The following is a 26,515-nucleotide window of genomic DNA, read 5'->3' on the forward strand; positions in this document are numbered from 1 at the left end:
AAGCGCTGCTGTGACCCTGTCTGGAATGAGACAGGATCGCCGCAAGGTACAACCCGAAAAACCCGCTGTAGTTGTAGTTCGCATAACCGATTCTTCGTCAAGCGCGACATACTAATCAAGTGGACGGCTTGATTGCTGTGGGAGAGCAGGTGGGGCGAGATGCTGACGGTCTATAATTGTATCGTGCATGAGCACGATCTGAGACTGGTCGCACTGGCAGCGCTCATTTGCGGTATTTCTTCCTTCTCGGCGGTCAACCTGCTTCGCCATGTCGACCGCTCGAGCGAGCGCAACCGCTATACCTGGCTGATGATAGCAGCCACTTCCACCGGCTTCGGCATCTGGGCGACGCATTTCATCGCAATGCTTGCCTTTTCTCCCGGAATCCCCAACGCCTACAATGCGGAAATGTCGGCGCTTTCGCTCGCCGGTTCCGTCGCCCTGACCGCCGCGGGCATGTGGATCGCCACCTTGCGCCGGGGCATCGACTACCCTCTGGTCGGCGGCGCGGTCCTCGGCGCTGGTATCGCCGCCATGCACTATATCGGCATGGCCGCCTTCGAGGTCGAAGGGCGCATCGTCTGGAACCCGCTGCTGGTCGGCGTCTCGGTGCTGACAGGCGTCACCCTCGCCGCGCTGGCGCTGCTGGTCGTGTTGCGACGGCCGTCCATGCAGGCCACAATCGCCGCCGCCATCCTGTTGACGCTGGCGATCTGCAGCCTGCACTTCATCGCCATGGGCGCGGTGTCGATCTTCCCGGACTCCTCCATCCAGATATCGCAGTTCACGGTTGAACCGGTGTCGCAGGCCTTCGCCGCCGCTGCAGTCAGCATGGCTATCCTGGTGCTTTCAGCCGCAGCATTGTGGATCGACCTGCGTTTCCGGCGTCACAAGCTCGAGGCAGAGCGCATGCACGGCCTCGCCAACGCCGCCGTCGAGGGGCTGATCGTCTGCGACGGCGCCCGCATCGTCAGCGCCAATGACAGCATCGCCGCGCTAACCGGCATGGCGCCGGAAGTGCTGAACGCGATGCTGCTTGGCGATCTCTTCGGCGAACGCACCGCGGCCGGCATGTCCGACTGCAGCGGACAGGCACAGGAAGCGGAGCTCAGAGCCCATGACGGCGCCACCATCCCCGTCGAACTTATCGCCAGGAGCATCGACTATTGCGGCAAGCGGCACAGCGTGGTCGCCGTGCGCGACATCCGCGAACGCCGGAAGGCCGAGCAGGAGATACTGCGCCTCGCCCATTTCGACCCGCTGACCGGGCTCCCCAACCGCCGCAGTTTCTCCGGCCGGCTCGAGGCCGAAATTGCCGCAATGGACCGCGGCGGCAAGGGCGGGCATCTTGCGCTGCTGCTGCTAGACCTCGACCGCTTCAAGGAAGTGAACGACCTGTTCGGGCACGGCGCCGGCGATGCCATGCTGCAGAAGGTGGCGCTATGCGCCTCCGCCGTGCTCCGCCACGGACAGATGCTGGCGCGTCTCGGCGGCGACGAGTTCGCCATCATCGCTCCGAACCTTCCCGATCCGCAGGCGGCCGGCCGCATCGCCGAGGCGGTGCTGGCGGCCATGCGCGAGGAAAACCGGCTGTCGGTCGGTGGCGGGCTGGTGTCGGCCAGCATCGGCATTGCACTTTATCCGCTCGACGCCGATGAGCCGACACTCCTGGTCAGCCACGCCGACACCGCGCTCTACCGCGCCAAGGCCGAGGGCAAGGACACCTACCGTTACTTCGAGGCCTCGATGGGCGCCGAGGCGCGAGACCGGCGCGTGATGGAGCACGAACTGCGCCAGGCCATGGCGCGCGATGAGTTTCGCCTCGTCTACCAGCCACAAAAGGAGATCAGCAGCGGGCGGATGGTCGGGTTCGAAGCGCTGATCCGCTGGCGCCATCCGCAGCGCGGCGACGTGTCGCCGGCGACCTTCATCCCGGTGGCCGAAGACAGCGGCGTCATCATCCAGATCGGCGAATGGGTGCTGGCGACGGCCTGCGCCGAGGCTGCGCGCTGGAAGAACCCTCTCACCGTCGCGGTCAATGTCTCGGCGGTGCAGCTCCACAATCCGAATTTCAGCCGCAAGGTGCATGAAGTCCTGCTCGGCTCCGGCCTGACGCCCGGCAGGCTCGAACTCGAGATCACCGAAACGGCGCTGGTCAAGGACATGCCGCGCGCGCTGGCGACCTTGCGCCAGGTGAAGGCGCTTGGCGTGCGTGTGGCGATGGACGATTTCGGAACCGGCTACTCCTCGCTGTCCAATCTCCGCGCCTTCCCCTTCGACAAGATCAAGATCGACGGCTCATTCATCAAATCAGTCGACAGCAACGGCCAGGTGGCAGCCATCGTGCGCGCCGTTCTGGGGCTTGGCCGCGGTCTCGGCCTGCCGGTTTTGGCCGAGGGCGTCGAGACGCTGGGCGAGCTGAAATTCCTCGACGCCGAGGCCTGCGAGATCGGCCAGGGCTACTATCTAGGCCGGCCGAGCCCGATCGAGGCGTTCAGCGAACTGACCGGCGTCGCGGCGCCGGCGGCACAAGAGGACGCCAGCGTCAAACAACGCGGCGGCAGCATCTTGATGCTGCCGCCGGCGGCGGCCCTGCGCTCATCCTAAGGGGCGAGTGCGGCCTCGACCAGGCGCTTGGCATCCGGTCCCGACCATTCCGCCGGTCCGTTCATATGCGCGACCAGGCAGCCTTCGCCATCGATCAGCATGGTGACGGGGAGGCCTAGCGCCAAGCCGCGCGTCTTGACGTCGTTGAACAGCGCCAGCGTCGAATCGCGGTAGTAGCCGAGCGACCCGATGCCGATATCGGCGAGGAACTTCTTCGGCTTCACATCGTCGCCGGCATCGACATTGACCGCGACCACTTCGAAGGCATCGCTGCCCTTTTCCTTCTGCAAGGCGTCGAGCGCCGGCATTTCGGCGCGGCAGGGCGCGCACCACGTTGCCCACAAATTGAGCAGCACGGTCTTGCCGGCATGATCGGCGATCGTCATCGGCTTGCCGTCGGGACCGTTGAAGGCGAGACTTTTCAGCGATTGCGGCGGATCGGCGGGCAGCAATGCCGCCACCTGGCCGGTGGCCGCGGCGGCAACCTTTTTGGCGCGGTCGCTCTTGGCGGCGCAGGCGACATCGTTCTTGCTGTTGCCCGCGCCGGCCGCAGGTGCGCTGCCGGTGGCTGCGTTGTTGCCAGACCCGCTCTCGCTGACATATACCGCGACCGCGCCGGCCAGCACGCCCGCCAGCAAAGCGGCGAGGATCAGGCGCGGGGCCGGGAAGTATCTGTTACCGTCTGCCATTTTCTAAGACTGCTCCGGAGCACGGGTTATAGCGATGAGCGACAAGAAGGCCAGCAACCAGATGTGGGGCGGACGTTTTGCCTCGGGTCCGGCCGCGATCATGGAAGCGATCAACGCGTCGATTTCGTTCGACCGCAAACTCTATGCCCAAGACATAAGAGGTTCGATCGCCCACAGCGAGATGTTGGCTGAAACGGGCATTATTTCGGCGGCCGATCAAGAAAAAATCGCTCACGGGCTGAACACGATCCTGAAAGAGATCGAGGCCGGCACGTTCGAGTTCTCGACCCGGCTGGAAGACATTCACATGAACATCGAGGCCCGCCTTGCCGATCTGATCGGCCCGGCCGCCGGCCGCCTGCACACGGCGCGGTCACGCAACGACCAGGTGGCGGTGGATCTCCGGCTCTGGGTCAAGGACGAGTGCTTTCGCGTCGCCGAGGCGCTGAAGGGGCTGATCTCAGCCTTGCTCGATCGCGCCGAGGAGCATGCGGCGACCGTGATGCCCGGCTTCACCCACATGCAGGCGGCGCAGCCGGTGACCTTCGGCCACCATTGCATGGCCTATGTCGAGATGTTTTCGCGCGACCTGTCGCGCGTCCGCGACGCCATCGAGCGGATGGATGAAAGCCCGCTCGGCGCGGCAGCGCTTGCCGGCACCAGTTTTCCGATCGATCGCCACAAGACCGCCAAGGCGCTCGGCTTCCGCGAGCCGATGCGCAATTCGTTGGACAGCGTCTCCGACCGCGATTTCGCGCTGGAGTTTTTGAGCCTGGTGGCGATCTCCGCCACGCATCTGTCGCGGCTCGCCGAAGAAATCATCATCTGGTCGACGCCGCAATTCGGCTTTGTCAGACTGTCGGACAGTTTCTCCACCGGCTCCTCGATCATGCCGCAGAAGAAGAACCCGGACGCCGCCGAACTGGTGCGCGGCAAGACCGGCCGCGTCACCGGCCATCTCGTCGGGCTGCTGACCGTGATGAAGGGCATGCCGCTGACCTACGGCAAGGACATGCAGGAAGACAAGGAATCGGTCTTCGACGCCGCCGAGACGCTCGATCTGATGCTGGCGGCGATGACCGGCATGGTGCGCGACATGACGGTCAATGCCGCCGCCATGAAGAAGGCCGCCGGCTCGGGCCACGCGACCGCGACCGACCTCGCCGACTGGCTGGTGCGCACGCTGGGCCTGCCCTTCCGTGAGGCACACCATGTCACCGGTCGCGCGGTGGCGGTGGCCGAAGAGAAGAAGGTGAGCCTTGAAAAGCTGTCGCTGGAAGATCTGCAGTCGATCAACCCCGGCATCACGGCAGACATCTTCTCGGTTCTGGCGGTGCAGAATTCGGTGAAGAGCCGCACCAGTTTCGGCGGCACGGCGCCGTCGGAGGTCAGGAAGCAGATCCGCAGCTGGAAAAAGCGCATCGCCAAGGCATGATGCCGGGGTGCAATGCGCCTAAAACTCGGTTAAAAGCGCAGCACATAATGTTTCGGACGGATGGATCGATGACCGCAAGCAGGATTTTGGTGACGCTGACGCTGCTTACGGCGATAGCTGCCGTGACCGCTTGCGGCCGTAAGGCCGGTCTCGACACGCCCTATGAAGCGGCCGTCCAGGCCCGCAAGGACGCCGAGCGCGCCAAACAGCCGGTGCCGCCGGAGCCGGAAAAACCGGTCGTGGACAAGAAGTTCATCCTCGACCCGCTGATCTAGAGCCGATGAGACCGGCTTGGTCTTTCTGGCCAGGTCTCGTGCTAACCAGGTCTCGTGCTCCAACTTCCGGAAACACTCTCGTGAACCATTTCGATTACCGCGACGGCGTGCTCCATGCCGAGGACGTGGCGATACCAGACATCGCCGCAAGCGTCGGCACGCCGTTCTATTGTTATTCGACGGCAACCTTGACCAGACACTACCGGGTGTTCGCCGGGGCCTTTGCCGGGCTCGACACGCTGGTCTGTTACGCCTTGAAGGCGAATTCCAACCAGGCGGTGCTGCGGACGCTGGCAAAGCTCGGCGCCGGCGCCGATACCGTCTCGGAAGGCGAAATGCGCCGCGCGCTCGCCGCCGGAATCCCGGCCAACAAGATCGTGTTTTCCGGTGTCGGCAAGACCGCGCGCGAGATGGATTTCGCGCTCGAGGCCGGCATTCTCTGCTTCAATGTCGAATCCGAGCCGGAGCTTGAATTGCTGTCGGCCCGCGCCACCGCGCTCGGCAAGGTGGCGCCGGTGTCGCTGCGCATCAACCCGGATGTCGACGCCAGGACGCACAGGAAGATCTCCACCGGCAAGGCCGAGAACAAGTTCGGCATTCCCTGGCAACGGGCGCGCCAGGTCTATGCCCGCGCGGCCGGGCTGCCGGGCACCAAGCCCATCGGCATCGATACCCATATCGGCAGCCAGATCACCGAGTTGCAGCCCTTTGACGATGCTTTCGCGCTTCTGGCGGAACTGGTCGGCGCGCTGCGCGCCGATGGCCACCCCGTCGAGCATGTCGATCTCGGCGGCGGCCTCGGCATCCCCTACCGCACCGACAACAGCCCGCCGCCTCTGCCCGATGCCTATGCCGAGATCGTCAGGAAGCATCTGACAAAGCTTGGAGTGAAGGTGATGTTCGAGCCGGGCCGGCTGATCGTTGGCAATGCCGGCATCCTGGTCTCGGAAGTGATCTTCGTGAAGGAAGGCGACGCCAAGAACTTCCTCGTCGTCGACGCCGCCATGAACGATCTGATCCGGCCGACGCTCTACGATGCCTTCCACGACATCAAGCCGGTGGTGCAGCCGCCGGCCGACACGCCGCGCATGGGGGTCGACGTCGTCGGCCCGGTCTGCGAGACCGGCGACTATCTCGGCCTCGACCGTGACCTGCCCCGGCTCAAGTCTGGCGACCTCATTGCCGTCACCACCGCCGGCGCCTATGGCGCGGTGCAATCCGGCACCTACAACACCCGCCTACTTGTGCCTGAGGTTCTGGTCGACGGCGACCGTTTCCATGTCGTACGCCGGCGCCAGACCTATGACGAGCTTATCGGCCTGGATTCGGTGCCCGACTGGCTTGCATAGGAGCCGCCACGGCGGCTGCGCTACAGCCGGTTTTGGATGAGCATCCTTGTGTCGGCGATCCTGTCCTCGTCGCGGCGGTAGAACGTCCATTGCTTGATGCGCTTGGGCCGCAGCAGACCGGCCTGGGTAAGCACGCGCATATGTTCGGAGAGCGTCGCCTGCGTAATGCCGAGCTTCTCCGCGATCAGCAGCGCGCAAACGCCGTCCTCGACCAGATCGCCGTCTGCCTGGGCCGGGAAATGCGCCTGCGGATCCTTCAGCCAGTCGAGGATCTGCAGCCTGCGTTCGTTGGCGATCGCCTTGAAGACATCAACCTCTTGCATTTAGCCATTTTGCCAAGTTACTAATTGCTGTCAATCCCAAGGAGATGGTCATGACGAACGGCAACACCGTCACGCGCGAACGCATTGCCGCGATGGAACCGCGCATCCGCCGCTATATCAGGCACACGCCGGTGCTGCGCGTCGACATGGCCGATTTCGACCGGCCGCCGCTGGCGGTCGACCTCAAGCTCGAATGCCTGCAGCATTCCGGTTCGTTCAAAGCGCGCGGCGCCTTCACCAATCTGCTCGAACGGCCGGTGCCTGCGGCCGGCGTGGTTGCGGCTTCGGGCGGCAATCATGGCGCCGCGGTCGCCTATGCCGCCATGCGGCTTGGCCACAAGGCGACGATCTTCGTTCCCGAAGTCAGCCCACCGGCCAAGCTGCAGCGCATCCGCGGCTACGGCGCCGAACTGATGGTCGGCGGCGCCCGCTATGCCGAGGCGCTGGCCGCCAGCGAGGCTTTTGCCGAAAAGACCGGCGCGCTGCAGATCCATGCCTTCAACCAGGAGGAAACATTGGTCGGCCAGGGCACACTCGGCCTCGAAATCGAAACCGATCTGCCAGACATCGACACGCTGCTGGTCGCTGTCGGCGGCGGCGGCCTGATCGGCGGCATCGCCGCCTGGTTTGCCGGCCGCATCAGGATCATCGCCATCGAGCCCGAAGGCGCGCCGACGCTGCATCGCGCCTTCGAGGCCGGCCACCCCGTCGATGCGCCGGCCGAAGGCGTCGCCGCCGATTCGCTGGCGCCCAAACGCGTCGGCGAGATGATGTTCCCGATCGCCGAGGCCTTCGTCGAACGCTCCATCCTGGTCACCGACGACGCCATCATTGCCGCGCAGAAGGCGCTGTGGGAGCGGGTGCGTATCATCGCCGAGCCGGGTGGCGCCGCAGCCTTTGCGGCTCTCTTGTCCGGCCGCTACACCCCGGCGCCGGGCGAACGGATCGCGGTCCTGGTCTGCGGCTCGAACACCGATCCCACGAAATTCTGAAGCCTTGCTTTGGCTGAAGTGCAGACCCAAACCCGCCAAAGCTTTTCAAGTTTTCCGGAACCGCCTCGCCTTTGCCGTGTTTGCTGGTAAACTTCTGCTTGTTGAGTCCGGGCTATCCTGCCCGGGCAGGAAGGGCCGATGACGGAACGCCCCATTTCCAGTGGCGATCGCAGCCTGGCCGGGCGGCTTGCCCTGAGCCGGCTGGCGACACGGATCTCGATCACGGTCGAGCGCGGCTGGCCGCTGCTTCTGCCGCTGCTCATCGTCGCCAGCCTGTTTCTCAGCCTCTCCTGGCTCGGCCTTTTCCCCCGGCTGCCTGACATTGCGCGCATTATCCTGGTCACGGCGTTCGGTATTTCCACGCTGGCGGCGCTCTATCCGCTGCGTTTCTTCAAGCTTCCATCCGCCGCTGAAATCGACCGCCGTATCGAGGCCGCCAACCAGTTGCAGCACAGCCCGGTGCTGGTGCAGACCGACCGTCCCAGCGGCAAGGAAAGCATCTTTTCCCAGGCGTTGTGGCGCGAGCACCAAAAGCGCATGGCCGACAAGCTCGGCAGCCTTGGCGCCGACCTGCCGCGTACCCGCGTGCCGGAGCGCGATCCGTGGGCATTGCGTGCCGTGGCGGCGCTGCTGTTGGTCACCGCTTTTGCCTTCTCCTTCGGACCGTCCGGCGGCAGGCTGTCCGATGGTTTCAGTGCCCATGCGGCGCGCGACATCGTACCGCCGCGCGTCGATGCCTGGGTGACCCCGCCGGCCTATACCGGCAAGCCGCCCATCTTCTTGACCGCGCCAGTCATCGATGGCAACGCCAAGCAGGCGGTTGCCACCTTCACCGTGCCGCAAGGCAGCGACGTCTCGCTGCGCGTGACCGGCGGCTCCGGCGAGGAAACGCTAAGCTTTGCCGACAAGGGCGGCAATGCTCGCGCCATCGACCCGTCGGGACCACAGGTGGCGGCCGTCAAGGCAGCGGCGGTCAACCCGGCGACCCCCAAGCTGCGCCAGTTCACCGGCAAGCTGACCGCCGACGGCACGCTGACGCTGAAGTCGGGCGAAGCCGATCTCGGTCGCTGGGCCTTCGCGGTGATCCCCGACAAGCCGCCGACGATCCGCTTCGTCGGCGAGCCCAAGCGCGCCGTCAACGGCGCCTTCGAGCTCAACTACCAGATCGACGACGACTATGGCGCGGCCACCGCCAAGGCGGTTTTCGCGCTGGCCGATCCGGCGGCGCCCGATGCGCATCCGCTCTACGGTCCGCCTGACCTGCCGCTGGCGCTGCCGCGCCGCGGCGGCAAGGCGAACGCCGCCAAGACCACCAAGGACCTCACCGAGCACGTCTGGGCCGGCGCCAGCATCAAGCTGTCGCTTGTCGCCACCGACGATGCCGGACACACCGCGACCAGCGAGACCAAGACTATTGTGATGCCGGAGCGGCCCTTCGCCAACCCGCTGGCGCGGGCGGTGGTCGAGCAGCGCCGCCTACTGGCGCTCGACGCCAATGCCAAGCCGCGCGTGCTCGACCTGATGGACGCCATCACGCTGCGGCCCGAGGACACGTTCGACAACATGTCGCATTACCTCGCCATCATGAGCGCCCGCAGCCGGCTGAAGATGTCGGACAGCGACGATCAGTTGCGCAACGAGGTTGCCTATCTCTGGGAAATCGCGCTCGGCATCGAGGAAGGCAATCTCTCGTCCGCCGAAAAGCGGCTCCGCCAGGCCCAGCAGGCGCTGCAGGACGCCATCAAGCGCGGCGCCAGCGACGAAGAGATCGAAAAGGCGATGAAGGAACTGCGCGAGGCGATGAACGAATTCCTGCAGGAATTCGCCGAGCGCGCCAAGCAGAACCCGAACGCGCCGCAGATGCAGCAGAATGGTCGCGAGCTGCGTCAGAGTGATATCGACCGCATGATGGACCAGATCGAGAACCTGGCGAAGTCGGGCGACCGCGACAAGGCGCAGGAGCTGCTGTCGCAGCTGGAAAACATGATGAACAACCTGCAGGCCGGCCGTCAGCAGCAGGGCGGCGAGCAGGACAGCGAGATGCGCCAGCAGATGGACAAGCTGGGCGAGATCATGCGCCGCCAGCAGGAGATGATGAACGACACCTACCGCATGGACCAGATGCAACGCGGAGATAATCAGCAGCCCGGCGAAGGCAATGGCGACGACCCGGACCAGCCGGGCGTCGGCAAGGATCGCGATCCTCTCGCCCGGCCGAAGTCGATGACACCGCAGGAATTCGCCGATGCGATGAAGCAGTTGCAGGAAGGCCAGGGCCAGTTGCAGAGCGAACTCGACAAGCTGAAGAAGGGCCTGGAAGGCATGGGCATGCAACCCAATGAGGGGTTTGGCGACGCTGGCAAATCCATGGGCAATGCCGAAAAGTCGCTTGGCGAAGGCGAAGGCGACCAGGCAGTCGGCCACCAGGGTCGCGCGCTGGAAGCGCTGCGCAAGGGCGCCAAGGAGATGATGAAGCAGCTGCAGGCGATGCAGGGCGACCAGGGCGGCAGCCAGGAAGGCGGCCGCCAACAGGACGCCGGCCGCGATCCGCTGGGCCGACCGCGCGCCAGCCGCGGACCCGATTTCGGCGATTCGGTGAAGGTGCCCGACGAGATCGACGTGCAGCGCGCCCGCCAGATTCTCGAGGCGATTCGCAAGCGGCTCGGCAACGCGCTCAGCCCCGACATCGAGCGCAGCTACCTCGAGCGGCTGCTGGAGCTGAAGTAGCCTCCAAGGCAACATCCGTCGAACTGAATGGTATCAGCGCCATGCCGAAACTCGGTGCCGTCACGCCCATCCTGCGCATCTTCGACATCGCCAAGGCACGCGAATTCTATGTCGACTTTCTCGGCTTCAAGGTCGAGTTCGAGCACCGCTTCGACGACAATGCGCCGCTCTACATGGGTGTAATCCGCGACGGCTGTGTCCTGCATCTGAGCGAACATCATGGCGACGGCGCGCCGGGTATAGCCATGCGCATCAAGGTCGAGGACATCGCGGCATTGCACCGCGAACTGATCGGCAAGAGATACCGCTACGCCCGGCCGGGCCTCGAAACCACGTCGTGGCAGACCCGTGAAGTGTCGGTCGGCGACCCCTTCGGCAATCGCCTGCATTTCTACGAGGATGCAACAGACTAAGCCGGCCGGTTGACGAATGCCTCGCGGATCGCCTCCTGCATGCCGTCGATAGCTTCGCCTGAGGCATTTGGGCTGCGGTGCATCACCACATTCGAGGAATCGATATGGCCGAACCCGTCAGCGGCGGTGAGTTCACGACAGCCATCCGGAATATTGCTGTGCGAGATCGGCGCGATCGCCAGGCCAGAGGTGACGGCGAGCTTCAGGCCGCCGGTGGTGTCGCTGGTATAGGCGACACGGTAGGCCAGCCCACGCTGCTCAAGCGATTTGATGGCAAAGTCCTTGCACCAGCCGGCCCGGTTGTAGAGCGCGATCGGCACCGGCCGCTCCTCATGCATGTGATGCAGGCTCGATGTCACCCACACGGTCGGATCGTGCATCAGCACCTCGCCGCCGGAAGGATCCTGCCATTCGAACACCACGGCGAGGTCGAGTTCACCGGCCGCCAACGCTGCCAGCTGGGCGCCCGAATGTGCATAGCGCACGGTGACCTCGACCTTGGTGTGACGCTTCGAGAAGGCGCCGAGCGCGCGCGACAGGATGGCGTGACCATATTCCTCGGGAATGCCGATGCGCACAGGCCCGCCAAGCGGTGCCGCCGCCATCGATGCCGCCGTCTCGTCGAGCAGAGAGACGATGCGGCGGGCATTGACGATCAGCTCGCCGCCACGGCGCGTCAGCGCCACGCCGCGCGAGCCGCGTTCGAACAGGCTGTCGCCGACCAGCTCCTCGAGCTTCTTCATCTGCATCGACACCGCCGACTGGGTGCGCCCGGCCTGCTCCGCCGCCCGGGTGAAATTGCCCGCTTCGGCAATGGCGACGAAGGTGCGCAGGAGATCGCTGTCGAGGGTTGGCCGCATCGAATCCGTCATAAGCAAATTTGATCTCTGGTATCATTCCAATTCGTTTGCAACATGTCAAACGCCGCAGCATAGTCCGCTCACCCATTGGATATGCCGCCGCGAAATCGGCTGCGGACCAATCAAAGAGTCCTCACTCATACCCGCTGCCCGAAACGGTGGCGGGTTCTTTTTACCCCATGGCCGGGCGGCTGCGGGCAGTCAAGGCAAGGGCCGGCAGAACAACATGCGCAACCGGATCGTTCTCGGCATCATCAGCCTGTGCCTTGGCGTGCTGGTGTTCTCGCTCCAGGACCCGCTGGTCAAGGCGGTGTCGGCCGGCTATCCCGTGACCGAGGTGATGTGGATCCGCTCGATCGTCGCTTTGCCGATCCTGGTCGTTCTCGTTCGCGCCGATGTCGGCCTGCGGGCCATTGTCTCGAAGCGGTTCGGCCTGCTGACGATACGCGCCTTCATCCAGTTCTCCTCCTATACGGTCTACTATCTGGCGATCGCTGCCTTGCCGCTCGCCGACGCGGTGGCGCTCTATTTCATGGCGCCCCTGTTCATCATGGCGATAGCCGGGCCCTATCTCGGCGAGCGGGTATCCTGGCAGGCTCTCGCCACCGTGCTGATCGGCATGCTGGGCGTGGTCGTGATGCTGCGCCCGGGCGCCGGCCTGTTCGACTGGGCGGCGCTGCTTTCGTTGGGCTCGGCTTTGCTCTACGGCTTTTCACAGCTGATGGCGCGCAAGATCGGCGACACCGAATCCTCCACCGTCATGGCCTTCTACCAGAACGGCGCCTATCTGGTCGGCGCCGCTGCGGTTGCCGGCACATTCTGGCTTGCCGGCATAACCCATGCTGTCCACCCCAGCCTCGAATTCCTGGTGCGGCCGTGGGTCTGGCCGACGACCCCGGATTTCCTCAAGATGGCGGCCTGCGGCTTCGTCGCTTCGGCCGGCATGATTCTGCTGTCGCAGGCCTACAGGCTGGCGCCCGCCAACCGCGTCGCCACCTTCGAATACACCGGCATCATCTGGTCGCCGCTGTGGGGCTTCCTGTTCTTCGACGAGGTGCCGCGCTCGACCACTGCCATCGGTGCGGCGCTGATCATCGGCGCCGGTCTGCTGGCGCTCAACACCGAACGGCGCCGGAGCGCTGCGCCTGTCCTCGCCGCGTCTCAGGATGCCGCCTGAAGCGTGTCAGGCGAAGCAGGCGAGCGCCTGGTCGACCCGCGAGCGGATTTCGGCCAGCGTGAAAGGCTTTTGCACGACGTCGATAACGATGCCGTTCAATTCCTCGGCGCGCTCGCGCTGGTCGGCATAGCCGGTCATCAGCAGGATCTTCATGTCAGGGAAAAGCCTGGCTGCGGCGATCGCCATCTCGATGCCGTCCATTTCCGGCATGCGGATATCGGAGACGACGAGGTCGTAGCCGCCGCCTGCAGCACTGACCATCGCCAGCCCCTGCGCGCCGTCGGCGGCGATATCGATCGAGTGCCCGGCGCGTTCGAGCGCGCGGGCGGCGAGGGTGCGGACGGACTCATCGTCCTCGACGATCAGAAGCTTTGCCATGGGCCGGAATTTGGCGGGCAAAAGTTGACTTTTTCTGAAAATTTGAAGCGTCGGGGGCCTTTTCTCAGGCATCGCCTTTGACGACACCGACAAACGGCAGTTCGCGAAAAGCGTGAGCGACGTCCATGCCGTAGCCGACGACGAAGTAATCGGGACAGTCGAAGCCGACATAGTCGGCGTTCAGCTCGGTCTGGCGGCGCATGCGCTTGTCCAACAGCACCGCGATGGCGCAGCTTTTGGCGCCGCGCGACAGCATCAGGTTGCGGGTGAAGGAGAGCGTCTTGCCCGACTCCAGGATATCGTCGATCAGCAGCACGTCGCGGCCGGCGACCTCATTGTCGATGTCGCGCAGCACCCTCACCTCGCCGCTGGTGGTGCCGGCGCCATAGCTGGAAATGAAGATGAACTCGACCTCGGGCGACAGCCCGACATCGTGCATGGCGCGGATCAAATCGGCGGCGAAGATGAACGAGCCCTTCAGCACCGAAATCACCAGCAGGTCGTGATAGTCGTGCTCGGCGATCTCCTTGGCGAGTTCGAGATTGCGCCGCGCGATCGCGGACGCCGAAAACAGGACCTCGATGTCCTTGCCGCGCACAACTGGCATCAACAACCTTTCCAGAGAACCGACTAGCCGGCGAAGGTGACCGCCACGGCCTTGACGCCGTTTCTAGGCACATCGAGGCGGCTGGAAAAGCCGAATCTTTCGCCGGGCGCCAGAGAACGGTTGGATGTCCCCAGAGTATAACGGGTGATGCGGCTGTCATTGCCGGTGACACGTATCTCCAGCGGCGGCAATTGTCCCGCCTTCAAACCGTCATTGACGGCCTCGCCATCCACGAACAGCACCGGGGCGGGTCCTGAGGCGTCGACACGCGACGTGACGCCGGCAATGCTGAGTACGGCGCCCTCCGGCTGTTCGACTGACCAGAACGGCGTCTGGCGCACCAGCGCATGGCCACCCGAGACCCAGAAGGCGGCAAGCGCCGCACCGATGCCGGCAATCCAGAAGATCGGCCCGCCACGCGATGCCGGCCGCCCGGCTGACGCATCTGATTTGCGCAGCATCTCCATGCCTTCCATCGACGGCGTCGCGATGTCGCGCGCCGGCGTCGGCATGGCTTCTATCAGTGGGATCAGCTGCGGCAGCACCTCATAATCCGCATCGACGATGTCGGTCGCCACAGGACGCGATTCCGGTGCGACACTTGTCCCGGTCATGATTTCGCCGGAAACCGGGCGCGCGGTTCGTTGCTCAGCCATCATGGCCCCGCTGTTGCCTTTTCGTTTCTTTTGCGTAAATGGAAATGGTTAACGCTTCCCCACCGGAACCCTTGTGACGCATTCAAAAACGGCGAAAATTAACCGACGGTTAACCATGGCGGCCGATGGTCGTTGGACAGAAAGGGTTGGCACGCCGCCGCCCTCAGGTCGTCGCACGTGATCCGCTTCGAAAATGTCGGCCTTCGCTATGGCATGGGTCCGGAAATCCTCCGCGACATCTCCCTGCACATTCCGGAGAGCTCCTTCCAGTTCCTGAGCGGGCCCTCGGGCGCCGGCAAGACGACGCTGCTGCGCCTTCTGTTCATGTCGCTGAAGCCGACACGCGGGCTGATCACCATCTTCGGCAAGGACCGCTCGCGCATCTCGCGCGCTGAACTGCCGCATCTCAGGCGCCGCATCGGCGTGGTGTTCCAGGATTTCCGCCTGCTCGACCACATGACCACCTATGAGAATGTCGCTCTGCCGCTGCGCGTGCGCGGCCGCGAGGAAGCGAGCTACCGCACCGACGTCACCGAACTTTTGAAATGGGTCGGCCTGGGCGAGCGCATGCATGTGCTGCCGCCGGTCCTTTCGGGCGGCGAAAAGCAGCGCGCGGCAATCGCTCGGGCCTTGATCGAACAGCCCGAAATCCTGCTTGCCGACGAGCCGACCGGCAATGTCGACCCGCCGCTGGCGCGCCGGTTGCTCAGGCTGTTCATTGAGCTCAACCGGCTCGGCACCGCGGTGGTGATCGCCACTCACGATCTCGGCCTGATGGAGCAGGTCGACGCGCGCCGCATGATCCTGGCCGGCGGAAGGCTGGATATTTATGACTGAGCTATCGGCCGAACAGCTGCATGAAGACGCCGCCGAGCCCGCAACGACGACGCAGCGCGTCCAGCGCCGCATGGCGCCGATCGTGCCGGCGCAGAATATCGCCGGCCGCGCCTTGGTGCTGGTCATCGCCATCATGACCTTCCTGTCCTGCCTGACTTTCGGCGCCGTCACGCTGGTGCGCGACACTGCCTCGGTCTGGGAAAACCAGATCTCGCGCGAGGCCACGATTCAGATCAAGCCGGTCGACGGCCTCGACATGGAGGCAGCCCTTGCCCAGGCCTCGCAGATCGTCGGCGAATTCCCCGGCGTAAAGGAAACCCGGATCATCGATCGCGACGCCACCGCGCGCCTTTTGGAGCCATGGCTGGGCTCGGGCCTGAATATCGACGAATTGCCGGTGCCGCGCCTGATCATCGTCACCATCGACGAGACCAGCCCGCCCGACTTCAGCGCCATCCGTGCGGCGCTCACGCCCAAGCTGCCGAGTGCTTCGCTCGACGATCACCGTACATGGGTCGACCGGCTGGTCGCCATGGCCCGCACCACGGTCACCATCGGCATCGCCGTGCTGGTCCTGATGCTGTCGGCGACGGTGCTGACCGTAGTGTTTGCGACGCGCGGCGCCATGGCGGGTAACGGCCATATCATCGAAGTGCTGCATTTCGTCGGCGCCGAGGCGCGCTTCATCGCGCGCGAATTCCGCTGGCATTTCCTGGTCACCGGGATGAAGGGCGCAGCCGCCGGCGGCGCAGCCGCGATCCTGGTTTTCATCGTCTTTTCCTGGTGGTCGTCGCGCAACATGGCAACGCCGCAGGCCGACCAGGCCACCGCTTTGTTCGGCAATTTCGCCATCGGATCGGCAGGCTATCTCGGCGTCGGCCTGATGGTGCTGGTGATCGGCGGACTGACGGCGGCGACCTCGCACGCCACCGTCGTCGCCTACCTCAGCGACATCGATGTCCGCCAGCCGGATGCGGGGTGACCCGTGAGGGCAGAAGCGAAAACAGTTCGGGGGCAAGGACAGGAATGGAAGGGACGATCACGGATCGAAAACCGACGTAACGCAATGTGCGCTTTTTTCCTTACCAAAAAGGCATTTCAGGATTAACCATAGGATGATGAACGCGCGGGAGTCGACCGGAACGGCTGGACAGATGCCAGTGGTGCGTTTGCGTGTGCGTACCGGGCTGGGCCGTTTGCGCACCGCCCTGCGTCTCGCCTCCCTCTGTCTACTGCTGCTGGTGGCCCTGTTTGCCGGTGGCTTCGGCTGGTTCGCCAGCAAGGTCAGCCACATGACGACCCCGACCAACCCGGCCAAGGCCGATGCGATCATCGTCTTGACCGGCGGTCAGGCCCGCCTCGACGCAGCACTCGATCTGCTTGCCTCCGGCAAGGGCGAGCGGCTGCTGATCTCAGGCGTGCATCCCTCTGCCAGCCGCCGCCAATTGCAGGCTGCTACCGGCGGCGACAAGGCGCTGTTTTCCTGCTGTGTCGACATCGACCGCGCCGCGCTCGACACGATCGGCAATGCCGAGGAAAGCGCTAAATGGGTGGAGAGCCACGCCTATGGCAGCGTCATCCTCGTCACCAACAATTACCACATGCCGCGCAGCCTGCTCGAGATGGGCCGCCTGCTGCACGGCGCCAGGCTTGAACCCTATCCGGTGGTCAACACCAATCTGGACAATGGCGACTGGCTGACCAAGCCGGAAGCGCTACGCGTGCTTCTGACCGAATACAGCAAATACCTGCTGGCGCTTGCGCGCGGCGTCGTCCCGGTCCGCCAGACTGCCGACAGCGTCGCACTGGCCGAGGTTTCGACCGCCAAGGACTAAAGCAATTCCAGGAAGTGTGTAGCGGTTTTCCCGGGAAAAGCACGTACGCTTTCCCTTGGGAATTGCGTCCAGACAGACGACTCTGACGGCGCTCGATTACCCCTTGGCCGTGCCGGCTTCCGCGCCACGCAGCCGCGCAATCTCCTGTTCGAGGCTTTCAATCCGCTTGTCGCGTTCGGCGAGTGCGGCCGCGACATCGGCGGCCTCGAATCGCTGCGGAATGTGTTGCGGGCAATTGGCATCCCAGGCCGAGACGGTGAACAAGATGACCTGCTCGGGGCGCGCCTTGTAGTCCTGCGGCATCAGCCTTGCCAGAAGCTCGGCATCGTCCTCGACGACGCGCGCCGTGCCCCAGATCTTGACGCGCTGGCGATGCGCATAGTCGATCAGGAACAGGAATGCCTGGTTGTTGTCGGCGAGATTCCCCTGCGTGATGAACTGCCTGTTCCCGGAGAAATCGGCAAAGCCGATGGTCTTCTCGTCCAGCACCTTGAGGAAGCCGGCTGGCCCGCCGCGATGCTGGATGTAGGGCTGACCCTCGCCATTTGCCGTCGACAGGAAGACGCTGGTCTGCGCCGCGATGAAGTCGGCGAGGTCGGGCGTCATATGGGCGCGCCATCCGCCGCGCTCCTCGGCGCTGGCATAGCCCTTGCGCGAACCTTTGCGGGTCTGGATCGCCTTGACCGTCGGCGTGAAGGCGACATCGCTGGTGAAAGTATGAGCATTCATGGAAGCCTCCGCGAGGCCGAAACACGGCCATTGTACGCGAAGAGGTAGATCCTTCCATGTTTTGGATGTAGATGGCATAGTTGCAAGCTATCCTTCCAATTTCCGGAAGAAAGTATGGATCGTCTCGAAGCCATGTCGCTGTTCGTCGCCGCGGTGGAAGCGGGCAGCCTTTCTGCTGCCGGCCGCCATTTCGGCATTCCACTGGCAACGGTCAGCCGCAAGGTTTCCGACCTCGAAAAGCACCTTCAGGCGCGCCTGCTGAACCGTTCGACCCGGCAGCTCACGCTGACCGATGCCGGCCAGGCCTATCTCGCCGCCTGCCGCCGCATCCTCGGCGAGGTCGGCGAAGCCGAACGCACCGCTGCCGGCGAATACAGCACGCCGACCGGCGACCTGTTCATCACCGCGCCGGTCGTCTTTGGTCGCCTGCACGTGCTGCCTGTCGTCACCGAATTCCTGGCGGCTTATCCTCAAGTCAACATTCGCTGACGCTGGCTGACCGGATAACCCAACTGGCGGAGGAACATCTCGACCTTGCCATCCGCATCGGCGAGCTTGCGCCTTCGAGCCTCATTGCCATCCGCGTCGGCGCGATCCGTCGCATCGTGTGCGCCAGCCCCGCCTATATCGCCGCGCATGGCATGCCGCGGACGCCGGACGATCTGGCCGCGCATGAATGCATCAGTTTCGAGGGGCCTGCAGCGCTCGCCAGCTGGAGCTTTGCCGGCGACAAGGGCGAACTGATCGTGCCGATCCGCTCACGGCTGCGCGTCAACACGGCGGAAGCTGCAATCGATGCCGCGATTGCAGGCGCCGGGATGACGCGGGTGCTCTCCTACCAGATTGCGGACGCAGTACGTTCCGGCGTGCTCGTCCCGGTCTTGCGGCCCTTAGAGCCGCAGCCATGGCCGGTGAGCCTCGTCCATGCCGGCCAAGGCCTGCTGGCGGTGAAACTCAGGGCGTTCCTCGATTTCGCCGCTCCGCGGCTGAAGCAGCGGCTATTGCAGGCGACGTGGTGAGTTGAGACTGGCTTGAGTCAGTGGCGAGCCGGCCTATGTCAGGCCATTGCGGCGTTTCCTTTTTGCCCGCGCTTGGTGTAACCAACGCACACCTCCTCAACGGGCCCTTCCCCGCATGCTCTATATCCGCTCGCTGGCGTTCAACTTCGTCTTCTATGTCAATCTGATCGTCCAGATGGTCCTCTGGACCCCTTACTACTTCCTCTCGCCACGCCATCGCGCCTGGTTCGTGCCTAAATTCTGGTCGCGCACCAGCCTGTGGCTCTACGACAAGATCGCCGGCACCAGGAGCGACATCACCGGCGTCGAAAACCTGCCCGAGGGCTCTTTCATCCTGGCGCCGAAACACCAGTCGTTTTGGGACGCGATCGCTTTCTTTCCGTTTTTACACGACCCGCTTTATATCCTGAAGCGCGAGCTGACCTGGATTCCCTTCTTCGGCTGGTACATCCTGAAGATGCGGATGATCCCGGTTCACCGCGGCAGCCGCTCCAAGGCGTTGAAGCAGGTCGTTGCATCGACAAAGCAGGAGATGGGGCGCAATCCGCGCCAGCTGATTATCTACCCCGAAGGCACGCGCCGAGCGCCAGGCGACGAGCCGGCTTACAAATACGGCATTGTCGAGCTCTATACGCAGCTTGGCGTCCCGGTGGTACCGGTCGCCCATGTCGCCGGCCTCTATTGGCCTCGCCGTAAATTCTTGCGCTTTCCCGGCACCATCAAGGCCCGCTTCCTGCCGCCGATTCCGCCCGGGCTCGGCAAGGACGAATTCATGGACCGGCTGATCGGCGATACGGAAGCCGCCTGCGACCAGCTGCTGATCGAGGCATCGCAGGCTCCTAACCCGCCGCAAATGCCGCCGACGGCGATCAAGCGGCTGGCCGAACTCGCCGCGGCCGCCAAAGCAATCCCAGGAAAAGTGTGAGCGGTTTTTTCCGTGCTGAATTGCGCCAAAACAAAAAAGACCAAAGCTTGATCTCTTCTGCGAGCCGGCTCAAGGCCACGCCGCCAGCGCCGTGGTCAGCACCAGCGTCGCCGCGAAGGCCAGATTGATGATCCGCGACGCCAGCGGCTGGCGCAGGGTGCGGGCGAAGGCCGCGCCGGCCAGCAGCCACAGCACATGGATGGCTACGATCATCAGGGTGAGAACCGCCAGCCTGGCCGGGATGCCGAGAGCATCGGCGCCGGCTGTGGTCGCGGAGCCAGCAAGGACCGCAGCAATCGCCACATAGGCTTTCGGGTTGGCAACGGCGAGCAGGAAGCCGCCGAGGAAGGTCGGCAGAACCGCGCTGCTGTCACGCGCGGCCAGCGGCGGCGCTGTCGCTATTCTGTAGGCGAGGTAGAGAATATAGGCGGCGGAAGCGACCGCCAGCACTGGCGCTACGCCCGGCATCGAGGTGAGGATAGCCTTGATGCCGGTGGCCACGACCAGCAGCACCGCGACCGTGCCTAAAATGATCCCCGATGTGTAGTGAAGCGAATTGCGCAGGCCGAAGGCGGCCCCTATCGCCGTGACGCTGATCGTCGCCGGGCCAGGACTGCCCATGACGACGGTTGCCGCCAGCACCAGCGCCAGCAATTGCTGCCAGGGCTGCGCCTGCGAAAGAATGTCTGCGGCCATGCTGCCTCTTCTCCACAATAATGGAGAACAGTGTGGCAAGGCGGACAGCCGTCGTCTTGAACGATCGTGCCGAACCTGCGCGGCTAGGCGCTGGCCTTGTCCAGCGCCACGAGATCCTCCGCGCTGAGCTTCAGCGATGCGGCGCGCACCAGGCTGTCGACCTGGTCCAGCGTCGTGGCGCTGGCGATCGGCGCGGTGATGCCGGGCTGCGCCATCACCCAGGCGAGTGCTACTTCCGCCTGCTTGGCCGAATGGCGCGCCGCCACAGTGTCGAGTGCGGCCAGAATGCGCATGCCGCGCGCATTGAGATAAGCCTTCACGCCGCCGCCGCGTTCACTTTTGCCGAGATCGGCCTCGCTACGGTATTTGCCGCTCAAAAACCCCTTGGCGAGGCTGAAATAGGTGATGACGCCGATATCCTCGGCCACGCACAGATCATGCAGCGGCCCGTCGAAGGATGAGCGGTCGTAGAGATTGTATTCCGGCTGCAGCACGCTGTAGCGCGGCAGCCCGCGCAGGCTGGCAACATCGAGCGCGGCGCGCAGCTGGCCGGCGTCAAGATTCGAGGCGCCGATATGGCGGACCTTGCCGGCAGCGAGCAGCTTCTGGTAGGCGCCGAGCGTCTCTTCGTAAGGCGTGGTCGGGTCCGGCCAGTGCGACAAATAGAGATCGATCACATCGGTCTGCAGCCGCTCAAGCGACGCCTCGACCGCCCTTTCGATATGGGCAGCGGACAGATCCTTCTTGCCTTGTCCCATATCCGAGCCGACTTTGGTGATGACGATGATCTTGTCACGGTTGCCGCGGCTTTTCATCCATTTGCCGATAATGGTCTCGGACTCGCCGCCCGCGTGGCCGGGCACCCAGCGCGAATAGGCATCGGCCGTATCGATAGCGTTGAGGCCGGCGTCGCCGAACCGGTCGAGCAGGTCGAAGGAGGTCTTCTCGTCCGCGGTCCAGCCGAAGACATTACCGCCCAGAACCAGCGGCGCGATGGAAAGGTCGGTTTGACCGAGACGGCGTTTTTGCAAGACGGGGCTCCGTGGGCTGGCGGCGGGCGACCCGAATGCTTCGGGCCGCAGCTAAGCTAGGTCTCGCCGCGCCGAGGTCAAAGGCCTCAGCCAATTTTTCCAGCGGGCCAGCGCTTCACAAAGGCGCGAGCGCTTCGCCTGCAGGCTCGCCGTGGTCTACTGGCTCACGAGGCGATCCGCTTCGCCACCTCTTCCAGCCAGTGGTCGCTGATACCCAGCGCCGCGAGATGCTGCAGCGTGTTGAGCACATAGTCCTCGTTGTTTCCGGACTGGCCGACGGCGCCACGGATAACACCTGCCGCATGCGCGGGGTCGAGCCCGCCGGCATACTGCTCATGCTGGCGGTCGACGATATAGGCGACCGCTTTCACTCTCTCTCCCGCGGCCACCCCATTCCCGTCGAGGCTGATATCGAGCACACGCTCGAGGTAGACGCTGGTCACCAATTCGCGCTCGCGCAGATAGGTCAGCACCTCATCGCGCAGCTCGCCGGGCACGCGAAAGGCCAGCCCGATGCAGGAGCCGCCACGGTCGAGGCCTAGCACCAGGCCCGGCCGCTGGCGCGTGCCGCGATGCACGAAGGAATAGACGCACAGCGACCGGCGGTAGCCGTAAAGCCGCGCGCGCCGTGTCTCGACATGGGCGAATCCCGGTCGCCAGATCAGCGAGCCGTAGCCAAAAACCCAAAAATCGCCCATATCGCCAAGCCTGATTGCATGAGAGTGACGCCGCCGCATCGGAATCGGTGCTCTTCTGTTCTTTTTGCTTGTTGCGTAAGCCACAGTCCACCCGCAACACGCCCGCGTTAATGAAAGCCGCAGCATGACGTCAAGTGACGAGCGTCCGTCGAAGTTTCGCCGCCGGCTGATGTGGCTCGCTGCCTTGGTCGTTATGCTGTTCGGCGTCTACAGCGCGGTCTGGTTCTATGTCGCCGGTCGCGTCAGCAGCGAAGCCGACAAGGCGGTGGCCTCGCTCAAGGACAAAGGCATCGAGGCCGGCTGCGCCAACCTCACCGTCAGCGGCTACCCCCTGAGTTTTGCCATCTCCTGTGACAATCTGGCTTACGAGGACGACGCCAGGAACGTTGCCGCCTCGGCAGGCAGCTTCAACTTCGTTGCAGAGCTCATCCGGCCTTTGTCGCCTGCCGCCGAGTTGCGTGGGCCGCTGCGCACCTCGGTGCCGGGGATGGCGCCGCTATGGATCGACTGGGACAATCTGCAGGCCAATGCCAAGCTCTCCTGGCCCTTGCCACGCAGCATTTCGCTGCAGGCCGAGAGCTTGTCCGGCCAGACCGATCCGGCCGACGATACCGACCCGGTTTCACTGTTCAGCGCCGGAACCGCGGCGGGCGAGTTGCGACCCGACGGCCAGGACATCGGCTACGTCGGCAGCTTCACCGATCTTGAGATCGACGCCGACGCGATCGGCGGGCGCGTGCTGCCGCCGCTCGACGGCAGCGGCGACGCGACGCTGAAGAACGGCGTCGCGCTGATGAAGACGCAGGCCAGGAGCCTGCGCGGCCAGGCGGTCGACATCCACAAGCTCGATCTGGCGTCGGGAACCGCGCGCATCACCGTCTCCGGCCCGGTGTCGGTCGACGCCAACGGCCAGGTCAATGCCGACCTGACGATCAAGCTGCAGGATCCCAAAGCCGTGGCGGCAATCCTCGCCACCGCAATCCCCGAGCAGAAGAGCCAGATCGAGCAAGGCTTTGCCGGTCTGGCGCTGCTCGGCAACGAACCGTCGATGCCGCTCAAGGTGGTGAAGGGCAAGGTCTCGCTCGGCTTCATTCCGCTGGGCAAGATCAAGCCGCTCGATTAGAGCATGATCGCAAAGAGCGGGAACGGCTATTGGGGAGAGATCATGCTCGAGCAAGCCGACGCATGAACCGACCGGTGAAACTGCTGAGCGTTGGCGCGCTGACGCTGGATACCATCCTGCGCGTCGAAACCCTGCCCACGCATCAGGGCAAGTTCATCGCCTCGGACGGCATCCAGATCGCCTCGGGCATGGCGACAAGTGCTGCCTGCGCCGCCCGCCGTCTCGGCGCCGAGGTGTTCCTGTGGGCAAGTGCAGGTGGCGATGCCGTCGGCGACCAATTGCTGGCCGGCATCGAGGCCGAGGGCGTCGATTGCGGCTTTGTCCGCCGCGTCGAAGGCGCCCGCTCGGCGCTGGCCGCGATCCTGGTCGACGCTCATGGCGAGCGCATCATCGTGCCCTTCTACGACCCAAAGGCGCAGGCCGACCCCGAGGCGGTGCCTGTCGCCGATCTTTCCGGCTTCGATGCCGTGCTGGTCGATGTGCGCTGGCCGGGCGCCGCCGCTCTTGCCTTGACCGCCGCGCGCGACGCCGGTTGCCCGGCAATCCTCGACGCCGACACGGCGCCGCTGGAGGTGCTGGAGCGTCTGTTGCCGCTGGCTTCGCACATCGTCGCTTCGGAGACGGCTGCGCGCATTATCTGCGACCACGCGCTGGATCCCGAAACCGCCTGCGCCGACCTCGCCAGCCGCACAGACGCCTTTGTCGCGGTGACCGGCGGCGCCGCGGGAAGCTGGTGGCATGACCGGTCCGCCGGATGCGTGCGCCACATCGCGGCGCCGAAGATCAAGGCGGTCGACACGCTGGCCGCCGGCGACGTTTTCCACGGCGCCTTTGCTGTCGCGTTGGCGGAAACCATGCCGATCGAGCAGGCGTTGCGCTTTGCCAGCGCGGCGGCCGCGCTCAAATGCCAGCGCTTCGGCGGCCGGCTGGGGGCGCCAAACAGGGACGAGGCAATGGCCATGGTCGCGGCGACCTGGCCCGTCTGAAACAGATTTAACTTTTCACCGGGTGCTCGACCGCCTGCCGGCCGAAATCCGGCACGTCGATATCCTGGCCGGCCTCGATGATCGAACGGCGAACGGCCCGGGTGCGGGTGAACAGGTCGAACAGCTTGTCGCCGTCGCCCCAGCGGATCGCCCGCTGCAGCGAGGCGAGGTCCTCCGAAAAGCGCGCCAGCATTTCCAGGATGGCATCCTTGTTGTGCAGGCACACGTCGCGCCACATGGTCGGGTCGGAGGCGGCCAGACGGGTGAAGTCGCGGAAACCGGAAGCCGAATATTTGATCACTTCCGACTTGGTCACCGATTCCAGATCGTCGGCCGTGCCGACGATGTTGTAGGCAATGATGTGCGGAAGATGCGAAACGATGGCCAGCGTCATGTCATGATGCTGCGGGTCCATCGTGTCGATGTTGGAGCCGCAGCGCCGCCAGAATTCCGACAGCTTTTCCAGCGCGGCCGGATCGGTTCCCGGCAGCGGCGTGAAGATGCACCAGCGGTTTTCGAACAGCTCGGCGAAACCCGCATCCGGGCCCGATTTCTCCGTACCCGCCAGCGGGTGTCCCGGAATGAAGTGCACGCCGTCCGGCACATAGGGCTGCATTTGCGCAATGACGGAGGCCTTGGTCGAACCGACATCGGTGAGGATAGCGCCTTTTTTCAGCGCCGCTGCGATCTCTTGCGCCACCTCGCCCGACGACCCCACTGGCACCGAGACGATGATCAGGTCGGCGTCGCGGACCGCTTCCCTGGCGTCGGTGGTGTAGCTCTCGCCAAGACCGAGCTCCTTCGCCCGCGCCAGCGTGGCCGGGCTGCGCGTCGCGATGGCGACATGGCGGGCCAGGCCCTCGCGGCGGATGATGCGGGCCAGCGACGAGCCGATCAGGCCGATGCCGACCAGCGCGATCTTTTCAAACATCGGTGCTGTCATTGTTTCAGCTTTTCAGGAATGTCGTGAGGGCATCGATGACGCCGCGATTTGCTTCTTCGGTGCCGACGCTCATGCGCAGCGCATTGGGAAAGCCATAGCCGGTAACGCGCCGCAATATATAGCCGCGCTGGGTGAGGTAATCGTCCGCCGCCTCAGCCGAATGCCTCTTGTCGTCGGGAAAGTGGATGAGCACGAAATTGCCGACGCTGGGCGTCACGCGCAGCCCAAGCTTCGTCAGTTCTTCATTCAGCCAGGTAAGCCAGGTCTCGTTGTGCAACGAACTGCGCTCGACATGGGCGCGGTCGCGGATGGCGGCAATGCCGGCCTCGATCGCTGTTGCGTTAACGTTGAAAGGGCCGCGGATGCGGTTGATGGCATCGACGATGTGCAGTGGGCCATACATCCAGCCGATGCGCGCGCCGCCAAGGCCGAGCTTGGAGAAGGTGCGGGTCATGACCACATTCTGCGCGCTGCCCGCCAGCTCGATACCTGCCTCATAGTCATTGCGCCTGACGTACTCGGCATAGGCCGCGTCCAGCACCAGAAGCACGTTGCCCGGGAGAGCGGAATGCAGGCGGCGGACCTCCTGGAACGGCAGATAGGTTCCGGTCGGATTGTTGGGATTGGCGAGGAAGATGATTTTGGTCCGCGGCGTCACCGCGGCCAGGATCGCGTCGACGTCGGCGCGTTCCTCGGTTTCCTTGATCGTCACCGGTGTCCCGCCGGCCGACTGGATGTAGATCTTGTAGATCATGAAGGCGTGTTCGGTGATGATGGCCTCATCGCCGGCCGCCAGATAGGTCTGCGCCAGCAGGCCCAAAATCTCGTCGGAACCGTTGGAGCAGATGATGTTTGCCGGGTTGAGGCCATGCACCTCGGCAATCGCCTCGCGCAGCCGGCGGGCGGTGCCGTCGGGATAGACATCGAGCTTGCTGGCCACTTCGCGCGCGGCCTCGATCGCCTTCGGCGACGGGCCGAGCGGGTTCTCGTTCGACGACAATTTATGGACCTTGGCGACGCCGGCAGGTGCCGTGCTCTTGCCCGGCACATAGGCGTCGATGTCCATAATGCCCGCGCGGGGCGTCGGCCGTGCCTTGTCCGCTGTCTTGTCCATGTCGCAAATCCATCCAGAATGCCTCCGTCCGGAGGCCGCAGCGGAAATACAAGCCGTAGCCGCGAATGTCGAGAGGCGGGCATAGCTGGCC

At 64.5% G+C, this 26,515-nt stretch carries 26 protein-coding genes and 1 pseudogene; 15 read left to right on the top strand and 12 right to left on the bottom strand.

The features are described 5' to 3' along the window. Positions 1 to 159 precede the first annotated feature (159 nt). A complete protein-coding gene (locus X727_RS163895) occupies positions 160 to 2,607 on the top strand; it encodes an EAL domain-containing protein (protein ID WP_023737452.1) in 2,448 nt (815 codons plus the stop codon). On the opposite strand, the gene X727_RS163890 is transcribed toward X727_RS163895, so the two are convergent. After that, positions 2,604 to 3,296, bottom strand: coding sequence for a TlpA disulfide reductase family protein (locus X727_RS163890; RefSeq protein ID WP_023743998.1), 693 nt, complete (start codon positions 3,294 to 3,296; stop codon positions 2,604 to 2,606). The genes X727_RS163895 and X727_RS163890 overlap by 4 nt on opposite strands. A 34-nt stretch (positions 3,297 to 3,330) precedes the next feature. Between X727_RS163890 and argH the strand changes: the two genes are divergently transcribed. The 3 genes from argH to lysA all read left to right on the top strand — a co-directional run bounded on the left by argH (position 3,331) and on the right by lysA (position 6,355). Continuing rightward, positions 3,331 to 4,731, top strand: a complete 1,401-nt coding sequence (gene argH, locus X727_RS163885) for an argininosuccinate lyase (RefSeq protein ID WP_023743997.1) — start codon at positions 3,331 to 3,333, stop codon at positions 4,729 to 4,731. Positions 4,732 to 4,799: 68 nt separating this feature from the next. Beyond that, entirely contained in the window at positions 4,800 to 5,006 is a 207-nt protein-coding gene (locus tag X727_RS163880) for a hypothetical protein (protein ID WP_023743996.1), read from the top strand. Positions 5,007 to 5,086: 80 nt separating this feature from the next. Then, complete coding sequence (lysA, locus tag X727_RS163875) at positions 5,087 to 6,355, top strand: diaminopimelate decarboxylase (RefSeq protein WP_023743995.1); 1,269 nt, start codon at positions 5,087 to 5,089, stop codon at positions 6,353 to 6,355. Positions 6,356 to 6,375: 20 nt separating this feature from the next. On the opposite strand, the gene X727_RS163870 is transcribed toward lysA, so the two are convergent. Beyond that, positions 6,376 to 6,678 carry a metalloregulator ArsR/SmtB family transcription factor gene (locus X727_RS163870; RefSeq protein WP_023694025.1) on the bottom strand — a complete coding sequence of 101 codons (303 nt, stop codon included), beginning with the start codon at positions 6,676 to 6,678 and terminating at the stop codon, positions 6,376 to 6,378. A 50-nt stretch (positions 6,679 to 6,728) separates the two neighbouring features. Here X727_RS163870 and X727_RS163865 point away from each other — a divergent pair, with 50 nt between their 5' ends. The 3 genes from X727_RS163865 to X727_RS163855 all read left to right on the top strand — a co-directional run bounded on the left by X727_RS163865 (position 6,729) and on the right by X727_RS163855 (position 10,810). Then, the gene (locus X727_RS163865) at positions 6,729 to 7,670 is read left to right on the top strand and encodes a threonine/serine dehydratase (protein ID WP_023694026.1); all 942 of its coding nucleotides are present in this window, start codon (positions 6,729 to 6,731) and stop codon (positions 7,668 to 7,670) included. A 138-nt stretch (positions 7,671 to 7,808) separates the two neighbouring features. Further along, entirely contained in the window at positions 7,809 to 10,397 is a 2,589-nt protein-coding gene (locus X727_RS163860; protein ID WP_023694027.1) for a TIGR02302 family protein, read from the top strand. A 41-nt stretch (positions 10,398 to 10,438) separates the two neighbouring features. Beyond that, complete coding sequence (locus X727_RS163855; protein WP_023685340.1) at positions 10,439 to 10,810, top strand: glyoxalase superfamily protein; 372 nt, start codon at positions 10,439 to 10,441, stop codon at positions 10,808 to 10,810. Here the strand turns inward: X727_RS163855 and X727_RS163850 are convergent. Beyond that, positions 10,807 to 11,670: a LysR substrate-binding domain-containing protein gene (locus X727_RS163850; protein ID WP_023701399.1), complete on the bottom strand. Its 864-nt coding sequence runs from the start codon at positions 11,668 to 11,670 to the stop codon at positions 10,807 to 10,809. The genes X727_RS163855 and X727_RS163850 overlap by 4 nt on opposite strands. Positions 11,671 to 11,896: 226 nt before the next feature. Here X727_RS163850 and X727_RS163845 point away from each other — a divergent pair, with 226 nt between their 5' ends. Then, complete coding sequence (locus X727_RS163845) at positions 11,897 to 12,847, top strand: DMT family transporter (protein ID WP_023750539.1); 951 nt, start codon at positions 11,897 to 11,899, stop codon at positions 12,845 to 12,847. A 6-nt stretch (positions 12,848 to 12,853) separates the two neighbouring features. Here X727_RS163845 and X727_RS163840 read toward each other — a convergent pair whose 3' ends face one another. The 3 genes from X727_RS163840 to X727_RS163830 all read right to left on the bottom strand — a co-directional run bounded on the left by X727_RS163840 (position 12,854) and on the right by X727_RS163830 (position 14,491). Further along, on the bottom strand, positions 12,854 to 13,225 hold the full coding sequence (locus tag X727_RS163840) for a response regulator (protein WP_023686708.1): 372 nt from the start codon (positions 13,223 to 13,225) through the stop codon (positions 12,854 to 12,856). Positions 13,226 to 13,289: 64 nt separating this feature from the next. Continuing rightward, positions 13,290 to 13,832 (bottom strand): hypoxanthine phosphoribosyltransferase, encoded by a 543-nt coding sequence (hpt, locus tag X727_RS163835; RefSeq protein ID WP_023673315.1) that lies wholly within the window; start codon positions 13,830 to 13,832, stop codon positions 13,290 to 13,292. Between the two features lie 23 nt (positions 13,833 to 13,855). Next, positions 13,856 to 14,491 carry a hypothetical protein gene (locus tag X727_RS163830; protein WP_023685343.1) on the bottom strand — a complete coding sequence of 212 codons (636 nt, stop codon included), beginning with the start codon at positions 14,489 to 14,491 and terminating at the stop codon, positions 13,856 to 13,858. Positions 14,492 to 14,665: 174 nt separating this feature from the next. Here X727_RS163830 and ftsE point away from each other — a divergent pair, with 174 nt between their 5' ends. The 3 genes from ftsE (at position 14,666) to X727_RS163815 (ending at position 17,160) form a co-directional block, all read left to right on the top strand. Then, complete coding sequence (gene ftsE, locus X727_RS163825; RefSeq protein ID WP_023685344.1) at positions 14,666 to 15,325, top strand: cell division ATP-binding protein FtsE; 660 nt, start codon at positions 14,666 to 14,668, stop codon at positions 15,323 to 15,325. Further along, the gene (locus X727_RS163820; protein WP_023673312.1) at positions 15,318 to 16,307 is read left to right on the top strand and encodes an ABC transporter permease; all 990 of its coding nucleotides are present in this window, start codon (positions 15,318 to 15,320) and stop codon (positions 16,305 to 16,307) included. Before ftsE ends, X727_RS163820 begins: the two co-directional genes overlap by 8 nt. Before the next feature lie 133 nt (positions 16,308 to 16,440). Then, complete coding sequence (locus tag X727_RS163815; RefSeq protein WP_023673311.1) at positions 16,441 to 17,160, top strand: YdcF family protein; 720 nt, start codon at positions 16,441 to 16,443, stop codon at positions 17,158 to 17,160. A gap of 96 nt (positions 17,161 to 17,256) precedes the next feature. Here the strand turns inward: X727_RS163815 and X727_RS163810 are convergent, their stop codons facing one another. After that, positions 17,257 to 17,889, bottom strand: coding sequence for a pyridoxamine 5'-phosphate oxidase family protein (locus tag X727_RS163810; protein WP_023731071.1), 633 nt, complete (start codon positions 17,887 to 17,889; stop codon positions 17,257 to 17,259). Between the two features lie 114 nt (positions 17,890 to 18,003). Here X727_RS163810 and X727_RS01000000164235 point away from each other — a divergent pair. Beyond that, positions 18,004 to 18,908 (top strand): annotated as a pseudogene (locus X727_RS01000000164235) (LysR family transcriptional regulator). 115 nt (positions 18,909 to 19,023) lie between these two features. Further along, entirely contained in the window at positions 19,024 to 19,833 is an 810-nt protein-coding gene (locus X727_RS163805) for a 1-acyl-sn-glycerol-3-phosphate acyltransferase (protein ID WP_023833378.1), read from the top strand. Between the two features lie 69 nt (positions 19,834 to 19,902). Here the strand turns inward: X727_RS163805 and X727_RS163800 are convergent, their stop codons facing one another. The 3 genes from X727_RS163800 to X727_RS163790 form a co-directional block, all read right to left on the bottom strand. Further along, positions 19,903 to 20,529 (bottom strand): LysE family translocator, encoded by a 627-nt coding sequence (locus X727_RS163800; protein WP_023833379.1) that lies wholly within the window; start codon positions 20,527 to 20,529, stop codon positions 19,903 to 19,905. 83 nt (positions 20,530 to 20,612) lie between these two features. Further along, entirely contained in the window at positions 20,613 to 21,560 is a 948-nt protein-coding gene (locus X727_RS163795) for an aldo/keto reductase (RefSeq protein WP_023731073.1), read from the bottom strand. Between the two features lie 164 nt (positions 21,561 to 21,724). Further along, positions 21,725 to 22,258 (bottom strand): gamma-glutamylcyclotransferase, encoded by a 534-nt coding sequence (locus X727_RS163790; protein WP_023833380.1) that lies wholly within the window; start codon positions 22,256 to 22,258, stop codon positions 21,725 to 21,727. A gap of 124 nt (positions 22,259 to 22,382) precedes the next feature. Here X727_RS163790 and X727_RS163785 point away from each other — a divergent pair, with 124 nt between their 5' ends. Next, positions 22,383 to 23,381 (top strand): DUF2125 domain-containing protein, encoded by a 999-nt coding sequence (locus X727_RS163785; protein WP_023833381.1) that lies wholly within the window; start codon positions 22,383 to 22,385, stop codon positions 23,379 to 23,381. Between the two features lie 62 nt (positions 23,382 to 23,443). Next, entirely contained in the window at positions 23,444 to 24,367 is a 924-nt protein-coding gene (locus X727_RS163780) for a sugar kinase (protein WP_023833382.1), read from the top strand. A 7-nt stretch (positions 24,368 to 24,374) separates the two neighbouring features. Here the strand turns inward: X727_RS163780 and X727_RS163775 are convergent, their stop codons facing one another. Both X727_RS163775 and hisC read right to left on the bottom strand, forming a co-directional pair. Beyond that, positions 24,375 to 25,310, bottom strand: coding sequence for a prephenate/arogenate dehydrogenase family protein (locus X727_RS163775; RefSeq protein WP_023833383.1), 936 nt, complete (start codon positions 25,308 to 25,310; stop codon positions 24,375 to 24,377). Between the two features lie 4 nt (positions 25,311 to 25,314). Beyond that, positions 25,315 to 26,424: a histidinol-phosphate transaminase gene (hisC, locus tag X727_RS163770; RefSeq protein ID WP_023686716.1), complete on the bottom strand. Its 1,110-nt coding sequence runs from the start codon at positions 26,422 to 26,424 to the stop codon at positions 25,315 to 25,317. Positions 26,425 to 26,515 lie beyond the last annotated feature (91 nt).

Origin of the sequence: Mesorhizobium sp. L103C105A0, assembly GCF_000502215.1 — a bacterium.
Classification (GTDB): Bacteria; Pseudomonadota; Alphaproteobacteria; order Rhizobiales; family Rhizobiaceae; genus Mesorhizobium.